This is a genomic window from Salegentibacter sp. BLCTC (assembly GCF_015143665.1).
Lineage (GTDB): Bacteria > Bacteroidota > Bacteroidia > Flavobacteriales > Flavobacteriaceae > Salegentibacter > Salegentibacter maritimus.
Genome location: NZ_WYEW01000007.1, coordinates 218,047 through 238,133, shown reverse-complemented (window position 1 = coordinate 238,133; position 20,087 = coordinate 218,047). Strand labels below are relative to the sequence as shown.

The following is a 20,087-nucleotide window of genomic DNA, read 5'->3' as shown; positions in this document are numbered from 1 at the left end:
TATTCTTTTAGCTTTTATTTTCCTTTTGTGTTCTTTTCTTTGCCATTAACTTGCGCTCAATAAAACCAAAAAGAAGGTTTATGGCCACTATTGTTAAGCATACAACTAAAAGTTCGGTGTACATTTGTAATGCTGCAAGTGCTCCCGCACCGGCACTACACCAAATGGTAGCCGCAGTAGTTAAGCCTTGTACATTCTTACCATGCTGAAGTATGGTGCCGGCACCAATAAAACCAATTCCCGTAACTACCTGTCCCAAAACCCTGGAGGTGTCTACAAATTCATCGCCTTTAAATTTTAGCGAAACCAATATAAAAACACAAGCTCCAAGTGCCACAAGGGCGTTTGTTTTTAATCCTGCGCTTTTCCCAGAAAATTCTCTTTCTATACCTATAAATAGTCCGGCTATGGCTGCCAGACCAATGCTTATGCTAAATTCTGCCAGTTCCATATTTATTAGTTGGTTAAAGTTGTAGTTTTGCAAAATGCAGGAATTACCTTTAAAATTAGCTAAAAGTTTAGAGAATAGAAAGCAGGAAAGGGCTTTTAGAGTTCTTAACTCATCATCATCCCTTATAGATTTTTCTTCTAATGATTATCTTGGATTAGCTTCTTCCGAAAAAATTTACCATAAGGCCCATGACGTCTTAAAGCAACATAATATTCTATATAATGGAGCCACCGGTTCCAGGTTGCTTTCCGGTAACCATAAGTTGTATGCGTTAACCGAAAACCTTTTGGCAGAATTTCATCAAACTGATGCAGCATTAGTTTTTAATTCTGGCTATGATGCTAATCTTGGCTTTTTTGCTTCGGTTCCACAGCGTGGAGACTTTATTTTTTACGATGAGCTTGCACATGCTTCCATTAGAGATGGTATTGCAATTAGCCATGCTAAGGCCTATAAGTTTCAACATAACAGTATAGAAAGCCTTCAAAATAGGCTTTTAAAGATAGATAAGCAGGAGGGGGCAGCAATATATATTGTTACAGAATCTGTTTTTTCAATGGATGGTGATATGGCACCTTTGGAAGAGCTTGCTAAAGTTGCAGAAAAATTCAATGCTTTTTTAATAGTAGATGAAGCCCACGCTAGCGGTATTTTTGGTGAAAAAGGGCAGGGTTTGGTTCAGGAGCTTGGAATTCAACATAAAGTTTTTGCCCGCATAAACACATTTGGCAAAGCTCCCGGTTGTCACGGATCTGTAATTTTAGGAAGTAAGAGCCTAAAGGATTACCTGATTAACTTTTCAAGAAGTTTTATCTATACCACAGCCTTACCACCACATTCGGTGGCGACTATTCTGGTGGTTTACCGTGAGCTTTATCGTGGAATTTCACAAATACAAAGCTTAAAAAACAATATTCATTATTTTAGAGAACAAGTAGTAAAAAATAATTTGGAGAGTGCTTTTCTTGAAAGTAAATCGGCTATTCAAAGTTGTATAATCCCAGGAAATGACCAGGTGCAATATGTAGCCCAAAACATCAATAAAGAAGGTTTTGATGTAAAACCTATACTCTCTCCAACCGTACCAAAAGATAAAGAAAGATTAAGATTTTGTATTCATGCTTTTAATTCGGAAGAGGAAATTAACCGGGTTTTAAAAATACTCGCTAAATTACTGATATCACCAGTATGATATTGAATCCTGAAATTCGCTGTAACAGGATTAATTATATGGCGGTGCTTGATTCTCATTTTATGATAAACTATATAAAGACATGAATACTTTTGTAACTATTGCCAGGTTTCAATACTCGTCTGAAGCACAAATTGTAAAAGGAAAGCTACAATCTGAAGGAATACAGGTGTTTTTGGTAGACCAGGTCCTTATAGATACAGATCCTTTGGTGAGTCAGGCTGTTGGCGGCATAAAATTAAATGTTTATACTGAGGATGAGGAGCGCGCCAGGGCAATTTTAAAGGAGATAGAAAGTTACTCTTTGGATGATGAAGGGAGGCCTGTGATTTGCCCAAAATGTGAGAGTGCTCGTGTAAAAGTTTATACGCATATTAAAGATGTGCGTTCTTTCTTGGCTTTTTTATTTTCATTTCTCACCTTCGCACTGCCAATTCACTATAAATACGATTACCACTGCGAAAACTGTGAAGAAAATTTCAGCTTAAACGAACAAGAAAATTGATATAAAATTAGTTTTATACCAAACCTTATTGAGTATAGAAGAATTCCTTATTAGAGATTGAATTTATAAATAATGAAACATACTTATTTTGTTACCGGTATTGGCACCGAAGTTGGAAAGACCCTGGTTTCGGCAATTTTAACCGAAGCATTAGAGGCAGATTACTGGAAGCCTATCCAGGCGGGAGATCTTGATAATTCAGATAGCCATAAAGTACAAAAATTAGTTTCTAATGCTAAAACCGTTTTTCATAAAAATAGCTTTGCGTTAAAAACACCGATGAGCCCCCACGCAGCGGCAGAAATTGATGGGATAAAAATTAATGCTGAAAATATTACCCGCCCTGAAACACAAAACAATCTTGTGATTGAAGGTGCCGGAGGTCTATTGGTACCTATTAGTGATAAAGAGACGATAGCCAATTTAATCCTGCCCGCAGATCGTATCATCCTGGTTTCCCGCCATTACTTAGGGAGTATTAATCATACTTTGTTAACTATAGAAGCTTTAAAATCGCGAGGCTTGCACTGTTTCGGAATTATATTCTCTGGTGAAGAAAATAAAACCACCGAATCTATTATTGAGAAAATGAGTGGTGTAAACATTCTTGGAAGAATAGAACAGGAACCCTATTTCGATCAAAATGTGATTAAAGAATACGCTGAGATATTTAGAGAGAAATTGAAATAAATTAAAAGTAGAGATTATTTAAAAAGTCTAATTTTGTCAACCTGAACCTTCCCGTCCTTTCTGGCGGGTTTGCTTCAGCTTCTAAAAAGTTCTAAATACCACAACTTAGATTCTGAAATAAATTCAGAATAACGATTTAAAAAACTTTTCCAGATAACCTCCTGAGAATATATAAAATGAATTTAGTTACCCGAGATCAAAAACACCTTTGGCATCCTTTAACCCAACACAAAATTTCTCCTAAAGCGCTGCCAATAGTAAAAGCAAAAGGAAGTATACTTTATGCTGAAGATGGAAGCGAATTTATAGATGGAATTGCTTCCTGGTATACCGCCATGTATGGGCATTGCAATGAATATATTACCGCAAAGGTTGCAGAGCAAATGCAAAACCTGGATCAGGTAGTATTTAGCGGATTTACCCACGAGCCCGCAGTAAAGCTTTCAGAAGAACTTATTAAGATTTTGCCGGGCAATCAGCAGAAACTGTTTTTTAATGATAATGGTTCTACTGCCACCGAGATTGGAATTAAAATGGCTTTGCAATACCACCATAACCAGGGAAATAATCGCAATGTGATGCTGGCTTTTGAAGAAGGCTTTCATGGCGACACTTTTGGTGCTATGTCTGTTTCTGGGCTTTCGGTGTATAATGGTGCCTTTGAAGAGCATTTTATTGAGGTTTTGCGAATTCCGGTGCCAACGGGAGAAAATAATACTGAAGTAATTTCGAAACTCAAAAACCTTATTTCTGAAAACAATATTGCAGGTTTTATCTATGAACCTTTGGTGCAGGGAGCTGCAGCAATGAAAATGCACGACGCTGCAGGCTTAGATGAAATCCTGAAAATTTGCAAAGAGCATGATATTGTTTGTGTAGCCGATGAGGTGATGACCGGCTTTGGAAAAACCGGAAAAAATTTCGCTTCAGATTATTTGCAGAATAAACCAGATGTAATGTGCCTGTCTAAAGCATTAACCGCCGGTTTGCTGCCTATGGGGCTAACCACCTGTTCGCAAAAAATCTACGATGCTTTTTATGATAATGATATTTCAAAAGGCCTATTTCATGGGCACACCTATTCTGCAAATCCACCGGCTTGTGCTGCTGCCATTGCCGGAATAGAATTATTGGTTTCCGAAGGAATTCAACAAAAAATTAAATCGGTTATTAAATCTCACCAAAGTTTTGATGAAAAAATAAAAGGTCATCCAAGGGTGACCAATCGTCGTCAACTAGGCGTGATCTATGCCTTTGATTTAAATGTGAAAATGGAGCGTTATGGTAGTCTAAGAGATCAACTTTTTAAGCATTTTATGGATAATGGTGTCTTTTTAAGACCGCTTGGAAATACCATTTATATTTTGGCGCCTTTTACCATATCGCAACCCGAATTGGATAAAATCTATCAGGTTATTGAAAAGTTGTTGAATAGCATTTAAAGAATAATTTAAGTTTGTGGGGCTTTAAAATGATGTTTCAAAATTTATTGGCACTGCCAAAGGGTGTAATATCCCGAAGTAGTTTTTTGATTGCAATTAATATTTTGTACTGAAACATTTAGTGATTGGTGCTGCAGACTGTATTTTTGCTGAAAAATTATTTTCTTTTGAAATCACCCGTATATATATCTTCATTAAGTTCTGTTTCTGCTCTAGGTCAATCCAGAGCAGAAATTTGGGAGAACTATAAAAAGCCAAAACATTTTATTACCAAGCATCAGTTTGGAAAAACCGAAGGTTTTGGGGCTTTTTTACCGGAACAAGTACAAGAAGCTATAAAATCGCTTCGTGGCCAGGAACTTAATTATAAAAAGCTGGACGACTCGGTTTTGTTTGCTATTTATTCGGCTAGAAAAGCTATTAAGGAAGCAGGTTGGGAAGATGAGAAGGACATTGGTGTGAATATTGGTAGTTCCCGTGGTGCTACCGGATTATTTGAAAAATACCATCAGGAATTTTTAGAGACCGGAAAAGCGGCTACACAAGCTTCCCCTTCTACTACTTTAGGAAATATTTCTTCCTGGGTTTCGCAAGACCTTCAAACGAAGGGGCCTGCATTTTCACATAGCGTTACCTGTTCAACAGGGTTACATGCGGTGGTAAATGCCATTGCCTGGATGCAAGCGGGTTTTGTGGATAAATTTCTGGCCGGTGGGAGTGAAGCTGCTTTAACAGCGTTTACAATTGCCCAAATGAAAGCGATGAAAATTTATGCTTCAGAAGACCTCGATTTCCCATGCCGTGCCCTGGATATGGGGAAAAAGCGAAATTCCATGATTCTTGGGGAGGCTTCGGGAATTTTGGCACTTCAAAAGCAAAATTCTGAAAATGCCATCGCTAAAATTACGGGTATTGGCTATGCCACAGAAACTTTAAAACATAGTGTTTCAATTTCTGAAAACGGAGAATCTTTACAAAGAGCCATGAAAATGGCCATTGGGGAAAAGGATTTTTCAAAGATTGATGCGGTGGTGATGCATGCGCCGGGAACCATAAAAGGAGACCTTTCAGAAGTAAATGCTATAAAAGCCCTTTTTGGTGAAAATACGCCCGCAATAACCAGTAATAAATGGAAGCTGGGGCATACATTTGCTGCATCAGGAATTCTTAATATAGAACTTGCAGCTTTAATGCTTCAGCATCAGGAATTTATTGAAGTTCCTTTTTCTAAAATTAGCAAGACACCGGCACGTCTGGAAAATATTTTAGTGAATGCCGTTGGTTTTGGCGGAAACGCGGTTTCCGTTTTAATAAGTAGAAAGTAATATATTTAGAAATCTTTCTAAACTGAAGCTATATTAAAGCGCAGTTTTATTTATTTTTGAATCAAATCTATTTTTATGGCCACAAGACATAACTGGACAAAAGAAGAAATTCTAGAGATATACAATAAACCATTAATGGAGCTGCTTTATGAAGCGGCTACTGTACATAGAAAAAACCATGACCCCAATACGGTTCAGGTTTCAACTTTACTTTCGATAAAAACCGGTGGTTGCCCGGAAGATTGTGGGTACTGCCCGCAGGCTGCCAGGTATCATACCAATGTAGAAGGAAACGACCTTATGAGTGTGAGCCAGGTAAAAGCCCAGGCATTGCGTGCTAAGGAGTCTGGAAGTTCCCGGGTTTGTATGGGGGCTGCCTGGAGAAACGTAAAGGATGGTGAAGAATTCGATTCGGTTTTAGAGATGGTAAGAACCATAAATAAACTGGATATGGAAGTGTGCTGTACCCTGGGAATGATTACCGAAAACCAGGCGCAGCGTCTGGCTGAAGCCGGTTTGTATGCTTACAATCACAATCTGGACTCTTCAGAAGAATATTATAAAGAAGTGATTTCTACCCGTGGCTACCAGGATAGGTTAGATACCATTGGGAATGTTAGAAAAACTAACGTTACGGTTTGTAGTGGTGGAATTATAGGAATGGGGGAAAGTGTAGACGACAGGGCAGGAATGCTGGTAGCTCTTTCAACTTTAAGTCCGCAGCCGGAATCTGTACCGATTAACGCTTTGGTGCCCGTTGAGGGAACCCCTATGGAAGAACAGGAACCTGTTTCTATTTGGGAAATGGTGCGAATGGTTGCTACCGCAAGGATTGTCATGCCTGAAACCCAGGTGAGACTTTCGGCAGGAAGAACCCAAATGAGTAGGGAAGGGCAGGCGATGTGTTTCTTTGCAGGGGCAAATTCGATCTTTGCCGGGGATAAACTGCTTACCACGCCAAATCCCGATGTAAATGAAGATATGGAACTGTTTAAATCTTTAGGTTTGAACCCTCAGAAAGCATTTGAGAAAAAGGAGCAGCCTAAAAGTGTTTCAGCTGAAGAATCTAAATATCAGAATTTAGGTGAAAAACCAAAATGGTCAAGGCCCGGGCATACTATTGAGCGTAATATAGAAGCCCAACAAAAGTCTAAGGCCAAGGCTTAAAACATAATTCAACTTTGAGATTGAATCTGCAAGACATACCGCGGGTTAAAAACCTTTCAAAAGAAGAATTTTTGAAAGACTATTTTATACCCGAAAAACCGGTTGTTTTTGAAGCACTTTCATCTAACTGGCCGGCAACAAAAAAGTGGGATTTTGATTATTTTAGGGACAAAGCCGGGGATGTTGTAGTACCGCTTTATGATGGTAAACCGGCAAAGGGTCGGCAAAACTCCCATGGCCCGGCTATGAAAGTCCCTATGCGCGAATACATAGATATTCTTGAAAAAGGCCCTACAGATCTTAGGATGTTTTTCTTTAACCTGTTGCAAAATTGTCCGGAGTTAATTGATGATTTTCAATATCCAGATCTTGGGGTGAAATTCTTTAAAAAGTTGCCTGTTTTATTTGTGGGAGGCGAAGGCAGTAGTGTGGTGATGCATTATGATATGGATCTTGCCAATAATTTTCATTTCAATTTTGTAGGCGAAAAAAGGGTGATTCTATATCCTCCTTCTGAAACTAAGTTTTTATATCACGTTCCGCACTCTATTGTAAGTATGGAGATTATAAATATGGATGCCCCAGATTTTGAAAAATATCCGGCCCTGGCCAAAGCAAAGGGTTTTGAAGCTACTTTACAACATGGGGAAGCCTTGTATATTCCCAGTAAATGGTGGCATTATATTAAGTATGAAACCGCAAGTTTATCTATGACGCTGCGGTCATTGCCTCAAAAGCCGGGACGTATTGCCGAGGTGCTTAAAAATTTGCTTATTACCCGAAATTACGATAATTTAATGCGTAAGATAAAGGGGCAGGATTGGATAGATTACAAGAATAAAAAAGCGATTGAAAATACGCACAGAAGTGCCGGAATTGAATGATGGAGAAGGAAGAGAGCTTACACCTGGAAGCCATACCCAGGCTTAAAACTATTTCTAAAAAAGACTTTTTAGAAAATTATGTACGTCCACAAAAACCCGTGGTTATAGAGCATCTAGTAGATGATTGGCCTGCTGTGCAAAAGTGGGATTTAGATTATATAAGCGAGGTTGCGGGCGAAAAAGTGGTTCCGTTGTATGATGACAGGCCTATTAATTCAAAACAAAAATTCAACGAGCCACATACAGAGATGAAGATGGCAAATTATATAGAGCTGCTTAAATCTGGGCCAACCAATTACCGTATTTTTCTTTATCATTTATTAAAAGAAGTACCGGTTTTACAAAACGACTTTAAATTTCCCGATCTCGGAATTCGATTTATAAAACAGTTGCCCACATTGTTTTTTGGTGGTGAGAACTCTAAGGTGTTTATGCATTACGACATCGATTTTGCCAATATTCTTCATTTTCATTTCCACGGAAAAAAACGATGTATAATTTATCCTCCTTCAGAAGGGAAATATTTGTATAAGGTTCCGCACGCACTTATATCCCGTGAAGATATCGATTTTAATAATCCTGATTTTAAGAAATTCCCGGTTTTAAAAAAGGCCAAAGGTTATGTAACCGAATTAAATCATGGGGAAGCTTTATATATGCCCGAAGGTTATTGGCACCAAATGACTTATGTAACGCCTGGTTTTTCTATGAGTTTAAGGGCCACGCCCAGAAGGCTTACCAATTTTTCTAAAGCGGTTTATAACCTGGTGGTTATGCGTAATTTTGATAACTATATGCGCAAGCTAAGAGGCCAGAAGTGGATAGATTATAAAAATGAGCAAGCCATAAAACGAACCCATAAAAGGAATAAGATTTAAAATACCTACAAACCTTAAAGTTTTCTAAACTAGTGAGGGCTATAAGAGCTACTCTAAGAGCTCATTTACCACTTCATAAACCAGATTGCTCTCATAGCCTTTGCGAAGCAGAAAATCGGCTAATTTTCGTTTTTTTTTAAAAGTGTCTGGTTCTTTAAGTAAATCAAGTTTTTTTTCGGCCAGTTCGTATAAAGTAGCGGTATATTTTTCCTGTTCTATTTCGGTGAGTGCTATTTTAATAATGGGCGAAGAAATTTCCCTGAATTTCAATTCCTGTTTAATCTTTATTTTTCCCCATTTTTTTATCCTGAATTTTCCTCTTACAAAACTACGGGCAAAACGTTCTTCATTTAAAAAATCTTCCTGCATTAACTGTATAATAATTTGCTCTTGCGCAGCGGGGATCATATTCATTTTATTTAGTTTTTCCTCAACTTCTTTATGGGAACGATCGCGGTAAGCACAAAACTGCATCAGTTTAATGGTTGCTTCTTTAATTGTGTATGACTCCTGGGATGTTTTCAAAATTTAGAATGAAAGAATCAAATTTAAGGCTATAAAAGTAAAAATTAATAGTAGTGGAATCAAATTTGAATTTTCAGGATCAAGCATAAAAAAAACGCCTTCCGAATTAACGAAAGGCGTTTTTAAGATTAAAGAATTTCATTTCCTTCTCTATCGTGAAAATGATATTCCATATACGTGTAAGCGTCTCTTGGTAAAATTTTCACCCATCGCTTATGGTCTAAAAACCATTGCGAGCGGGGAGATGGAAAGCCTTTTGTTAAAAAGGCTGCAATAAATGGGTGCGCACTCAAGGTGATCTTTTTATGATCTTTCTTAATGAGTTTTTCCAGGTCGGTTTTAATTTTGTTTATTAAAAGAATTGGTGCTTCAATTTCACCAGTACCGTTTGGATTTTCCTCACGGGTTTTAATATTCATTTCCGGCCTTACGCGTTGTCTTGTAATTTGTATCAACCCAAATTTACTCGGTGGCAAAATCTTATGTTTTGCACGATCGTCACTCATTTCGTTTCTAAGGTGATCAAACAGGGTTTTGCGGTTTTCGGCTTTGCCCATGTCTATAAAGTCTACCACGATGATACCACCCATATCGCGTAAACGCAATTGCCGGGCTATTTCTGTGGCGCTAATCATATTCACCTCTAATGCGGTATCTTCCTGGTTTCTGGATTTGTTGGAACGGTTCCCACTATTTACGTCTATTACGTGCATAGCTTCGGTGTGTTCTATTACCAGGTAGGCGCCTTTGCTCATAGAGACGGTGCGCCCAAATGAAGTTTTTATTTGTCTTTCGATACCGTATTTTTCAAAAATTGGAACATTAGATTGATATAATTTAACAATCGATTCTTTGCTTGGGGCGATTTCGCCCACATAGTCTTTAATTTGAGTATAAAGCGTCTCATCATCTACGGTAATAGAAGTAAAAGAGTCGTTAAAAATATCTCTTAACAGGGAAGAAGCCCTGTTTAATTCTCCTAATACTTTAGAGGGATGATGTGGCTTATACATCTTTTTGCACATTCCTGTCCAGCGACCCATTAAATTTTGAAGGTCTCTGTCCAGTTCTGCTACTTTTTTGCCTTCGGCTACGGTTCTAACAATAATCCCAAAACCTTTGGGCTTAATGCTTTTTACCAATCTTTTTAACCGGTCTTTTTCTTCTTTGCTTTCAATTTTTTGTGAAACCGAAATGCGATTAGAAAAGGGGACCAATACAATATAACGACCCGCAATAGAAAGCTCTGAGCTTATTCTTGGGCCTTTGGTAGAAATAGGTTCTTTAACAACCTGAACCAGTAACGACTGATTTGACTTTAAGACGTCGGTAATTACCCCGTCTTTGTCAATATCCTTTTCGAATGTGAAATTCTTTAAGGAATAATCTTTTAATTTACCTGTGCTTACACGTTTTATGAACTTAAGCATAGAAGAAACCTGGGGGCCGAGATCATGATAGTGTAAAAAACCATCTTTCTCGTAGCCAACATTTACAAATGCGGCATTTAACCCGGGTACGGCCTTCCTAATTTTAGCGATAAAAATATCGCCAACATTAAATTTGTTGCCGTCTTCATCTTTGTTGAGTTCAATAAGTTTTCCATCTTTCAGTAAGGCAAAATCTACAGCAGAGGATTCGGACCTAATAATTAATTCTTTGTCCACACTCTATTAGATTTATATCTATAGCTGCCTAAGCAGTTACAGATGGATTAAACATTATTTTATCACAGGGTTTTAATCCTGAAGAAACCCTAAGCTTGTGAATTAATAAGCTAGGTTTCAATTTCAATGAACGTTTTAAACAAAAAAAGTAGTATGAAAACTACTTTTTCTTGTGGCGGTTAGCTCTGTTTCTTTTTTTACGCTTGTGCGTAGCTACCTTATGTCTTTTTCTTTTTTTACCACTTGGCATAGTGTTCCTTTTTAATTAATAAATTATTTTATAGCGAAACTATTTTAGAGTTTCAATTTACTTAACTTCTACGTTAGTTTTTACTCCTTCTACAAAAATTTTAGCCGGTTTAAAGGCCGGAATGTTGTGTGCGGGAATTTTAATTGTTGTGTTCTTAGAGATATTTCTTCCGGTTTTTTCGGCTCTTGTTTTTACAACAAAGCTTCCAAATCCTCTTAAATATACGTTATCTCCACTTTCTAATGAAGTTTTAACCTCATCCATGAAGGTTTCAATAGTAGCCTGGACATCACCTTTTTCCATTCCTAATTTTTCTGAAATGTTTGCTACAATATCTGCTTTCGTCATTTTCGTACTATTTAATATTATAAATTGGGATTTCTATATTTTTCAAGGGCGCAAATATAAGAATTAAATCTGCAATATTTCAAGCCTAATTCATTAAATAATAACGGAATAAACTTTTAATATTGCATCAAGTCTATTTTGTGTATGGTTTTTTCTAAAGTCTTGATTAATTGGTATTTGAGGAATAAACGCGAACTGCCCTGGCGCAAAACCAGCGATCCTTATCGTATTTGGTTAAGCGAAATTATGCTTCAACAAACCAGAATAGCGCAAGGTTTGCCCTATTATTTACGTTTTATAAATGCTTTTCCAAGTGTTTTTGACCTAGCTAAAGCTAAGCAGGAGCAGGTGTTAAAATTGTGGCAGGGGCTGGGCTATTATTCGCGCGCAAGAAACCTGCATGAAAGTGCTAAATATGTAGCCGATGAACTAAATGGTGTTTTTCCGGGCTCTTATAAAGAACTTAAAAAGTTAAAAGGGGTTGGAGATTATACTGCGGCTGCGGTTGCTTCTATTAGCTATAATGAACCTGTAGCGGTAGTAGATGGAAATGTTTACAGGGTTTTATCTCGCTTTTTTGATGTAGATACACCTATAAATTCTACATCAGGTATTAAAGAGTTCAGGGCTTTGGCTGAAGAACTTCTGGATAAAGAAGACCCTGCTACTTTTAACCAGGCCATCATGGAATTTGGTGCATTACAATGCAAACCGCAAAATCCGCTTTGTGAGACTTGTCCTTTAAATTCGGCCTGTCTGGCCTTGAAAAAGGATAAAATTAAGGATTTGCCGGTTAAGTTGAAGAAAACTAAAATTAAAAAACGCTACTTTAATTATTTAGTAGTGTATTCTGAAGAAAATAAAACCTTGCTTCAGCAAAGAACCGGGAAAGGAATTTGGAACGGTTTATACGAGTTTCCATTAATTGAAACTGAGAAGCCGGTAAGCGATAAGGCTTTCCTTTCCGAAGAAAATTTAAAGGAGATTTTGGGAGAACAAAAGATGTCTTTGCAGTTGCATAATAAAAAACCCGTGGTGCATAGGCTTTCACATCAACATATTTATACGCATTTTTGGTGGGTGAAAGCTGAGAGAGTAGGTGGAGAGGGAATTCCTGTAAAGCAGGTTAAGAATTATCCCGTTCCGGTTTTAATTGCTAATTTCATTGAAGAAACCGGGCTGGAGACCTATTCTATATAATTTGTTTAAAGTTTTATGGAGTTTGGCTTTAATTAGCAATAAATTTTTCAGTATTTTAGGGTGTAAATTAAAGAGCCGTTTTTGACTAAAAATAATTAATTGAGATGACAGGTACATTAAACAAAGTAATGCTAATTGGGCATACGGGAGACGACGTGAAAATGCATTATTTTGAAGGGGGTGGCGCAATAGGCCGATTTCCGTTGGCTACCAACGAAACCTATACTAACCGTACCACTAACGAACGTGTTACCAATACCGAGTGGCATAATATTGTAGTGCGTAATAAGGCTGCAGAAATTTGCGAGAAATATCTTAAAAAAGGCGATAAGGTATATATTGAGGGTAGAATTAAAACCCGAAAGTGGCAGGACGACCAGGGAAATGATCGTTATACTACAGAGATACAATGTACAGATTTTACTTTTTTAACGCCAAAAGGAGAGAACGAAGGTGGCGGAAATATGCAACAACAAAATTCTCCTTCTCAAAACCAACAAAACACGCCTAAAAATGATAATTTTGCCGGTCAATCTATGGCAAAGGAAGAAGAGGAAGACGATTTGCCTTTCTAAGTTTAATTAAAACCTCATCATTTGGATTCAGAACCTCCCAGTTTGATTTTGTTATGGGCCGCTTTTGATTTTACGCAGCTAATAGGCTATTTGGTGCTATTGCTGCTTTTACTTTGTTCAGCCTTGATTTCTGGGGCAGAGGTGGCTTTCTTTTCGCTAACTCCTGCCGATGTAATAACCGAAGACGGCAAGCGAAGTAAAACCCAGCAACTTGTGGTAAACTTATTGGACAAACCCAAGAAGCTGTTGGCTACTATCCTGGTGGCCAATAATTTTATTAACATAGCAGTGGTGCTGCTATTTGATAATATTGCCGATGAAATTTTTGGTGGGATGAATACTGTGTTTTACGGTATTAACTTTAAGTTTCTTATTGAGGTTGGGGTAGTTACCTTCATCATTCTTTTATTTGGTGAGATTTTACCGAAGGTATATGCAAGTCGTAATAACGTGGCGTTTTCCAATTTTATGGCACGTCCCTTAAATTTTCTTGATACCATTTTTACGCCTCTTAGTAGCCCAATGAGAGCAGTTACAATTTTTATGCACAACCGTCTTGGGAAGCAGCGTGCTTTTATAAGTGTAGACCATTTATCACAGGCTTTAGAGCTTACTAGTGAAGAAGATACCACCCAGGAAGAGCAAAAAATATTACAAGGCATTGTTTCGTTTGGAAATACAGATACCAAGCAGGTAATGCGCCCAAGAATGGACATCTTTGCCTTAAATGAGAGTCAGGCTTATAAAGAAATTATTCCTGAAATTATAGATAGGGGGTATTCTAGAATTCCGGTTTACCGAGAAAATATAGATAAAGTAATAGGTATTTTATATGTTAAAGATTTATTGCCATTTATCGATAAAAAGGACTTTGAGTGGACAGGCTTGTTACGGGAGCCTTATTTTGTTCCCGAGAATAAAAAGTTAGATGATTTACTTAACGATTTTAAAACTAAAAAGAATCACCTGGCAATTGTAGTAGACGAGTATGGTGGGACCAGTGGCTTGATTTCCCTGGAAGATATTATTGAAGAAATTGTTGGTGATATTAGCGATGAATTTGATGATGAAGACCTGGTGTACTCTAAATTAGATGAAAACACCTATGTTTTTGAAGGGAAAACCCCGTTAAAGGATTTTTACCGCATTGTGAAAATTGAGGATCCGGTGGCTTTTGAAGAGAGGAAGGGGGAAGCAGATACCCTTGCCGGTTTTTTATTGGAGACTTCAGGAGGTTTTCCGAAAAAGAATGATGTTATCTACTTTTTGAACTATAGTTTTACAGTAGAGGTTTTAGATAACAAACGGCTAAAACAAATAAAAGTAAATATCTCACCGGTAGAAGTTTAAAATATTTGAGGCTATGAAATATTGTGGGTTTTTCTTGTTGCTTTTGTTGTTTGCCGCTTGCGGTGAAGATGCAACAACACCAAAACCTCGTGCCTTTTTATCGCTAAATTATCCCGAGGCAAAATACGGGGCTGCACAACTTAACTGTCCCTATAATTTTGAAATTAATACCCTGGCGAAAATCAAAGACTCCCGAAACAATATTCCTTGTTGGGTAGACCTGGAGTATAAAGAGCTTAACGGTACTATATTTATAACTTATCAGCGAATAAATAATAATCTGGATTCTTTGTTAGCAGATGCTCAGAAACTTCCTTTGCAGCATACTATCAAAGCTGATGCTATTGAAGGAGATGTTTATACAAATAAGCTTCGGGATGTTTATGGGATGTTTTATGAGGTTTCCGGAGATGCGGCTTCCCAGGCTCAATTTTATCTTACCGATAGTGTAAATCATTTTGTAACCGCTTCGGCCTATTTTAGGGCTAAACCCAATTACGATTCTATTATTCCCGCTGCAGATTACTTAAAAGAAGATATGAAACATATTATTGAAACTTTCAGTTGGGAAAATTTAACTTCAAATTCTAATTAATTCTTTCCGAAGAGCTTTTTTTGGTTTTAGCTTCTTGTACTTCTTTGAAAATCCGTTTGTTTCCCAATTTAGCTAAATTGCTATAAAAGATTGTACTAGAGATGTAGAAAACTGCATGTAATTTTGTGCCGGGTTTTGCATTAAAATCATTTTAAAATTAGTTGTTGAATTTCTTTTTAGCTCTAAAGTAATACCGATTTTTGCAGCTTTAAAAATGTGGAAATATGCCTTTGGAAAAATTGAAATGGATTTACCTGGTTATACTTTCTCTTGTTTGGGGAAGTTCCTTTATTCTTATTAAAAAGGGACTTGTTGGTTTATCGGCCCTGGAAGTAGGTTCTTTTAGAATAATTTTTGCGGCGGTTTTTCTTTTACTTATTGGTTTTAAATCAATGCTGAATATTAGAAAAAGACAGTGGAAATGGGTGCTGATATCGGGTATACTGGGAAATTTCTTTCCGGTTTATCTCTTTTCTTTTGCAGAGACCGAAATAGATAGTGCTATTGCTTCAATTTTAAATGCGGCCACTCCTTTAATGACACTTATTTTTGGGGCTTTATTTTTTAAGGCAGCATTCAATCAGAATAAAATTTTAGGAGTTGTAGTGGGGCTTCTAGGTACGGCAGGCTTAATTTTAAGTGGTGCCAGTATCAACCCAGACCAAAATTACCTTTATTCACTTTTGGTTATTGTGGCAGCATCTTGCTATGCTATGAATGTTAATATTTTGAAGACCCATATGAGTGATATTAGTCCGCTGGCAATCGCAGCGGGAAGTTTTGGCGTTTTGCTATTGCCTGGTTTGTTAATTTTATATTATTCTGGGTTCTTTGAACGTGAGCTATCTAATGATGTTTTACAGCAATCTATAGGTTATGTTGCTGTTTTGGGGGTGATTGGAACTGGGGTCGCTATGATAATTTTTAATAAACTGGTGCAAATATCAGATCCGGTGTTCACCGCTTCCGTTACTTATACGATACCAGTGGTTGCTTTAGGTTGGGGGATTTTAGACGGCGAAGTTTTTAGTGTCTGGCAATTATTTTCAGCTTTTGTAATCTTGATAGGAGTGTTTATTGTAAACCGATCTAAAAAAGTGTTCTCTAAGTTTAGAAAACAGGCAACCTAATTTAAATTTTTAATGTCGTTTGGTTTATTTGTTTTTATAATAATAAAAGGAAACCAGATAGTATATATGAAAGATCAATAAAACCTCGAAGGCAGACATAAATTCACGATGCTTAACCGATTCGGGTAACTCCATAAAAGTATTAAAAAGGAAGAAGATATTAGCGAAAATTATTGCTGAAATCAGACATTTTAACCTAAGTTGATTAAAATTTTTTTCTTCATTTTTTTCTCTCGAGAATGAAAAAAATACCAGCGCTAACAAGAATAAGTATTTCCCAAGTGGCAGGAAAATATTTGGATCCAGGTTCAGTTTTTCATTAAAGCTTATTATCGCAGAAATTAATGCCAGGGCAGTAATTGCAAAAGAGATAATCTTAAAATAAGGCGGTAAAAGATGTTTTTCGGTTTCAAATCTCATGAAATATAGTTTTAGAAAAAAAAAGAACCGACCATCGCTGGCCGGTTCCCTCTAACATTAACAAAAATCACTATTCTTCAAAATCTTCAGCTGAAACTCCTTCGTTAACAAGGATTTCGGAAACATCAAATTCAAATGTTTGTGGGCCTGCAGCCTGAGTCATTTTAAAAGGGAATTTCACTCCTTTAACTTCCTGGTAATCGCTATATCCTGTAGGAATGGTCATGGTTTGCCCTGCTTGTGATACCGTTTGTACAGTTTGCATTTTTAAACCACTTTCTACGTTGTAGTAAGCTTTGTAGTTGTCGCTAAGTGCAACAACGTAAGCATCTTTACCTTCAACAGTTTCAATTCCTTCTAGAGTTGCGTCTCCAACCTTTAGTTCTGGAAATGGATTAGCATCTAATTTAGCAGTTTTAATTTGATCTTCATTGTAAGGGATTTTTTGACCCTGCGCCATTACAAATCCAGCTTTACCATCAAAAATCTGTTTGCTCATTACGTTACCGCCAACAGAAACTTCCTGGTTTAATTTACCATCCATAGTTCTTTTTAGACTTAGGTTTAGAGCCATTCCCTGTACACTGGCTTCGGCTTTCATAACTACACTTTCTACATCTTCCACAGCATCACGTCCCCCAATTGCTTCAATATAGTCTGCATAAATTTTTTCTACCGTTACCGATGCATCAACTTCTTTAGTTTGTGGTTTTTCAACTTCTTCGCCAAATTTGTTGTAGTATTTAACCGGAATTGTTTTTCCGTTAAATTCAACTTTTTCAAGATTTTCAGCAATTTCTGAAGCTTTGCCTGCCACAACAATTCTCATATTGTCGGTTTGATAATATTTGTTGGCTACACGTTGAATGTCTTCGGCGGTAACTGCATTTATATTTTCTAAAAAAGTTTCATAAAAATCATCTGAAAGATCGTTGGTTTTAATGTTAAGTGCATAATTGGCGATAGTAGAAGGTCTTTCTAGTCTTAAAACGAAGTCTCCTGCAAATTTGCTTTTAGCGTTTTCTAAAATTTTAGCGTCTACCGGTTCGGTCTTAATTCTTTTTATTTCCTTTAAAGATTCTACAATAGCACTATCGGTTACTGCGTTTCTAACACTTGCCTGTGCAACAAATCTAGAGGCATATTTGTCGGCTCCGGTACTTGTTCTTGCACCATAGGTGTAGCCTTTGTCTTCCCGAAGGTTCATATTTAGGTAACTTCCAAAACTACCTCCTAGAATTTGGTTTGCCACCAATACCGGGAAGTAATCTTCATCTGCCATTTTTAAATCTATGGTGTTTTGAAGCCTTAGTTCGCTTTGTACCGCGTTGGGCATATCTACCAGGTTGATTTGTGTATTGGCTACATTAGCTACCTTTGGTAATTCCTGTTCATTTGGAGTTCCGGCTTCCCAGTCTCCAAAATTTTTCTCGGCAAGTTTTTTAACTTCAGAAGTTTTTATATCTCCAACTACAACCAGATATGCGTTACCGGGTTTAAAGTAAGTGTTGTAGAAATTTTCGATATCTTCCAGGCTTACTTTTTCAGTATTTTCTACGGTAGCAAATTCACCGTAAGGGTGGTCAACTCCATAAGCTAAGGCTGCACTAACCCGGCTGGCGATAGAACCTACATCTTTGTTGATAGACTTTAGACTTTCGATTTGTTTGGTTTTTTCGGCTTCAAACTCTTCCTGGGTAAATTTTGGCCTTAAAGCCCCTTCAGCCATAAGTTCCATAACCCTTGGGAAAAATTTAGAAAGTGAACGTGCAGAAGCATTTTCAGCCCCTAAACTTATACTGGCTCCCAAAAAGTCTATTTCTTCGTTAAAATCGTCTTTAGATATGTTTTGGGTACCCGTGCCCATTAAGGCAGAAACTAAAGATGAGGTGGCCGGTTTTTCTTCGGCGTGAGGTTTATTATCTATAATCAGGGATGCAGAAACACGTGGTAGTTTATTGTTTTCAACTACCAAAACTTTTAGCCCGTTTTGTAATACAAATTCATCTGGTTGCCCTAGATTAATCTTTGGTGCCGGTCCCGGTTCGGGTTGTTTAGAACGGTCTACCTGTGCTATTGCCGTGGTGGTCAAAAAACAGGCGATAAATAATGTGAGTATATTAAATTTCATTCTATTTATTTTTTATGTTATTCTTTTTCGCTTTCTGGAAGGTAGTCTAATTCTAGACGTTGATTTTCGTTAAGGTATTGGTTGGCTACTCTTTTGATGTCTTCTCTGGTAATATCCCTATAGATTTCAATCTCTTCATTAATTAGATCGGTGTTTCCATAAAGAACATTGTAAGTTGCTAATGAAGAAGCAATACCCGATATACTGCTGTTGGAGTTTACAAAGCGGTTCTCGAATTTGTTCTGAAGTTTTTGGTATTCTTTTTCAGAGATGAGTTCATTTTGAAGTTTATCAATTTCTTCATCCATGGAAGCAGCTAAAGTATCTAGCGGAGTTTCTCCTAAAGCAAGTGCGCCCATCACATAGGTTCCATAATCTTCCTGAGATCTTGGGAAGGCTAAAACCTGTAAGGCGGTTTTGTCTTCGTCTACCATTTTCTTATACATTCTAGAGCTTCTTCCATCGGTAAGAATAGAGGAAATCATGTCTAGCACATAGGCGTCTCTGTCTTTCATGGAAGGGGTGCGGTAAACAAATAACTTTGCCGGAATTTGAATATTGCTATCATATTCGGTAGCAGTAATAGTTTCAGTAATAGGCTCTTCTTTAACCGAAACTCTTTCTACTTCATTCCCTTTGGGGATTTCAGCAAAATACTTTTCGATCATCTTTTTGGTTTCATTAATTTTTATATCGCCTGCTACAACTAAAGTGGCATTATTTGGGCCGTAATATTTATCGAAAAAAGCTTTGAATTCTTCGAGTTCAGCGGCATCCAGATCTTCCATAGTACCAATAATGGAGTTTTTGTAAGGATGCTTGTTAAACACATATTTGTTAATACCGGTAGAGTATATTATTTTTCCGTAAGGGGCATTATCGATACGTGAACGCTTTTCTTCTTTTACCACTTCATTTTGGGTTTCTATACCAATTTCGTTGATAACGGGATGCAGCATTCTTTCAGATTCCATCCATAAACCCAGTTCAAGGTTATTAGAGGGGAAAGTTTCATAATAGTACGTGCGGTCTTGTGTGGTGTTTGCATTGTTGCTGCCCCCATTTGCGGCCACAATATCAAACCATTTACCACGTTCAATGTTTTTGGTGCCTTCAAATAAAAGGTGTTCGAAAAAATGGGCGAAACCAGAGCGGCCTTCTTCTTCATCTTTTGCGCCAACGTGATACATTACTCCCACTGTAACTACCGGGGCAGTGTTATCCTGGTGTAAAATAACCTCTAATCCGTTATCGAGGTTGTATTCGGTAAATTCTACCTCCTGGGCAATTCCTGCTGCACTACAAGCTAGTGCAATGGCAGCCATTTTTAAATTTTTAATCATTTTTGAATAGGTTTTTATT

General features: G+C 37.3%; 20 protein-coding genes. 13 read left to right on the top strand and 7 right to left on the bottom strand.

What is annotated here, in order from left to right; all coding sequences use genetic code 11:
* Positions 1–7: 7 nt before the first annotated feature.
* Positions 8–451 (bottom strand): MgtC/SapB family protein, encoded by a 444-nt coding sequence (locus GUB10_RS10730; protein ID WP_193711450.1) that lies wholly within the window; start codon positions 449–451, stop codon positions 8–10.
* A 34-nt stretch (positions 452–485) separates the two neighbouring features.
* Here GUB10_RS10730 and GUB10_RS10725 point away from each other — a divergent pair, with 34 nt between their 5' ends.
* The 8 genes from GUB10_RS10725 to GUB10_RS10690 all read left to right on the top strand — a co-directional run bounded on the left by GUB10_RS10725 (position 486) and on the right by GUB10_RS10690 (position 8,534).
* Positions 486–1,643, top strand: a complete 1,158-nt coding sequence (locus tag GUB10_RS10725; RefSeq protein WP_193711449.1) for a pyridoxal phosphate-dependent aminotransferase family protein — start codon at positions 486–488, stop codon at positions 1,641–1,643.
* Positions 1,644–1,725: 82 nt separating this feature from the next.
* The gene (locus GUB10_RS10720; protein ID WP_193711448.1) at positions 1,726–2,148 is read left to right on the top strand and encodes a DUF2007 domain-containing protein; all 423 of its coding nucleotides are present in this window, start codon (positions 1,726–1,728) and stop codon (positions 2,146–2,148) included.
* 72 nt (positions 2,149–2,220) lie between these two features.
* Complete coding sequence (gene bioD / locus GUB10_RS10715) at positions 2,221–2,838, top strand: dethiobiotin synthase (RefSeq protein ID WP_193711447.1); 618 nt, start codon at positions 2,221–2,223, stop codon at positions 2,836–2,838.
* Positions 2,839–3,014: 176 nt separating this feature from the next.
* A complete protein-coding gene (gene bioA / locus GUB10_RS10710; RefSeq protein ID WP_193711446.1) occupies positions 3,015–4,280 on the top strand; it encodes an adenosylmethionine--8-amino-7-oxononanoate transaminase in 1,266 nt (421 codons plus the stop codon).
* A 167-nt stretch (positions 4,281–4,447) separates the two neighbouring features.
* Positions 4,448–5,605 carry a beta-ketoacyl synthase N-terminal-like domain-containing protein gene (locus tag GUB10_RS10705; RefSeq protein WP_193711445.1) on the top strand — a complete coding sequence of 386 codons (1,158 nt, stop codon included), beginning with the start codon at positions 4,448–4,450 and terminating at the stop codon, positions 5,603–5,605.
* A gap of 75 nt (positions 5,606–5,680) precedes the next feature.
* Positions 5,681–6,772, top strand: coding sequence for a biotin synthase BioB (gene bioB, locus GUB10_RS10700; protein WP_193711444.1), 1,092 nt, complete (start codon positions 5,681–5,683; stop codon positions 6,770–6,772).
* A gap of 14 nt (positions 6,773–6,786) precedes the next feature.
* Positions 6,787–7,656 carry a cupin-like domain-containing protein gene (locus GUB10_RS10695; protein ID WP_193711443.1) on the top strand — a complete coding sequence of 290 codons (870 nt, stop codon included), beginning with the start codon at positions 6,787–6,789 and terminating at the stop codon, positions 7,654–7,656.
* Entirely contained in the window at positions 7,653–8,534 is an 882-nt protein-coding gene (locus GUB10_RS10690; protein ID WP_193711442.1) for a cupin-like domain-containing protein, read from the top strand. The genes GUB10_RS10695 and GUB10_RS10690 overlap by 4 nt, the downstream gene beginning before the upstream one ends.
* A gap of 48 nt (positions 8,535–8,582) precedes the next feature.
* On the opposite strand, the gene GUB10_RS10685 is transcribed toward GUB10_RS10690, so the two are convergent.
* From GUB10_RS10685 to GUB10_RS10675, 3 genes are all read right to left on the bottom strand, one after another.
* Positions 8,583–9,062: a regulatory protein RecX gene (locus GUB10_RS10685; protein ID WP_370591093.1), complete on the bottom strand. Its 480-nt coding sequence runs from the start codon at positions 9,060–9,062 to the stop codon at positions 8,583–8,585.
* A 125-nt stretch (positions 9,063–9,187) separates the two neighbouring features.
* Positions 9,188–10,726, bottom strand: coding sequence for a ribonuclease E/G (locus GUB10_RS10680; RefSeq protein WP_193711441.1), 1,539 nt, complete (start codon positions 10,724–10,726; stop codon positions 9,188–9,190).
* 307 nt (positions 10,727–11,033) lie between these two features.
* Positions 11,034–11,342: an HU family DNA-binding protein gene (locus GUB10_RS10675; RefSeq protein ID WP_255351554.1), complete on the bottom strand. Its 309-nt coding sequence runs from the start codon at positions 11,340–11,342 to the stop codon at positions 11,034–11,036.
* 126 nt (positions 11,343–11,468) lie between these two features.
* On the opposite strand from GUB10_RS10675, the gene mutY reads away from it, so the two are divergent.
* From mutY to GUB10_RS10650, 5 genes are all read left to right on the top strand, one after another.
* Positions 11,469–12,524, top strand: a complete 1,056-nt coding sequence (gene mutY / locus GUB10_RS10670) for an A/G-specific adenine glycosylase (RefSeq protein ID WP_193711440.1) — start codon at positions 11,469–11,471, stop codon at positions 12,522–12,524.
* Positions 12,525–12,628: 104 nt separating this feature from the next.
* Positions 12,629–13,099 carry a single-stranded DNA-binding protein gene (locus GUB10_RS10665; RefSeq protein ID WP_193711439.1) on the top strand — a complete coding sequence of 157 codons (471 nt, stop codon included), beginning with the start codon at positions 12,629–12,631 and terminating at the stop codon, positions 13,097–13,099.
* A 21-nt stretch (positions 13,100–13,120) separates the two neighbouring features.
* A complete protein-coding gene (locus GUB10_RS10660) occupies positions 13,121–14,449 on the top strand; it encodes a gliding motility-associated protein GldE (RefSeq protein WP_193711438.1) in 1,329 nt (442 codons plus the stop codon).
* A gap of 13 nt (positions 14,450–14,462) precedes the next feature.
* Positions 14,463–15,044, top strand: coding sequence for a gliding motility lipoprotein GldD (gldD, locus tag GUB10_RS10655; protein WP_193711437.1), 582 nt, complete (start codon positions 14,463–14,465; stop codon positions 15,042–15,044).
* 224 nt (positions 15,045–15,268) lie between these two features.
* Positions 15,269–16,174 carry a DMT family transporter gene (locus GUB10_RS10650; protein WP_193711436.1) on the top strand — a complete coding sequence of 302 codons (906 nt, stop codon included), beginning with the start codon at positions 15,269–15,271 and terminating at the stop codon, positions 16,172–16,174.
* Between the two features lie 24 nt (positions 16,175–16,198).
* On the opposite strand, the gene GUB10_RS10645 is transcribed toward GUB10_RS10650, so the two are convergent.
* The 3 genes from GUB10_RS10645 to GUB10_RS10635 form a co-directional block, all read right to left on the bottom strand.
* A complete protein-coding gene (locus tag GUB10_RS10645; RefSeq protein ID WP_193711435.1) occupies positions 16,199–16,594 on the bottom strand; it encodes a hypothetical protein in 396 nt (131 codons plus the stop codon).
* A gap of 70 nt (positions 16,595–16,664) precedes the next feature.
* A complete protein-coding gene (locus GUB10_RS10640; RefSeq protein WP_193711434.1) occupies positions 16,665–18,725 on the bottom strand; it encodes a pitrilysin family protein in 2,061 nt (686 codons plus the stop codon).
* Between the two features lie 17 nt (positions 18,726–18,742).
* Positions 18,743–20,068, bottom strand: a complete 1,326-nt coding sequence (locus tag GUB10_RS10635) for a pitrilysin family protein (RefSeq protein ID WP_227740368.1) — start codon at positions 20,066–20,068, stop codon at positions 18,743–18,745.
* Positions 20,069–20,087: the final 19 nt, after the last annotated feature.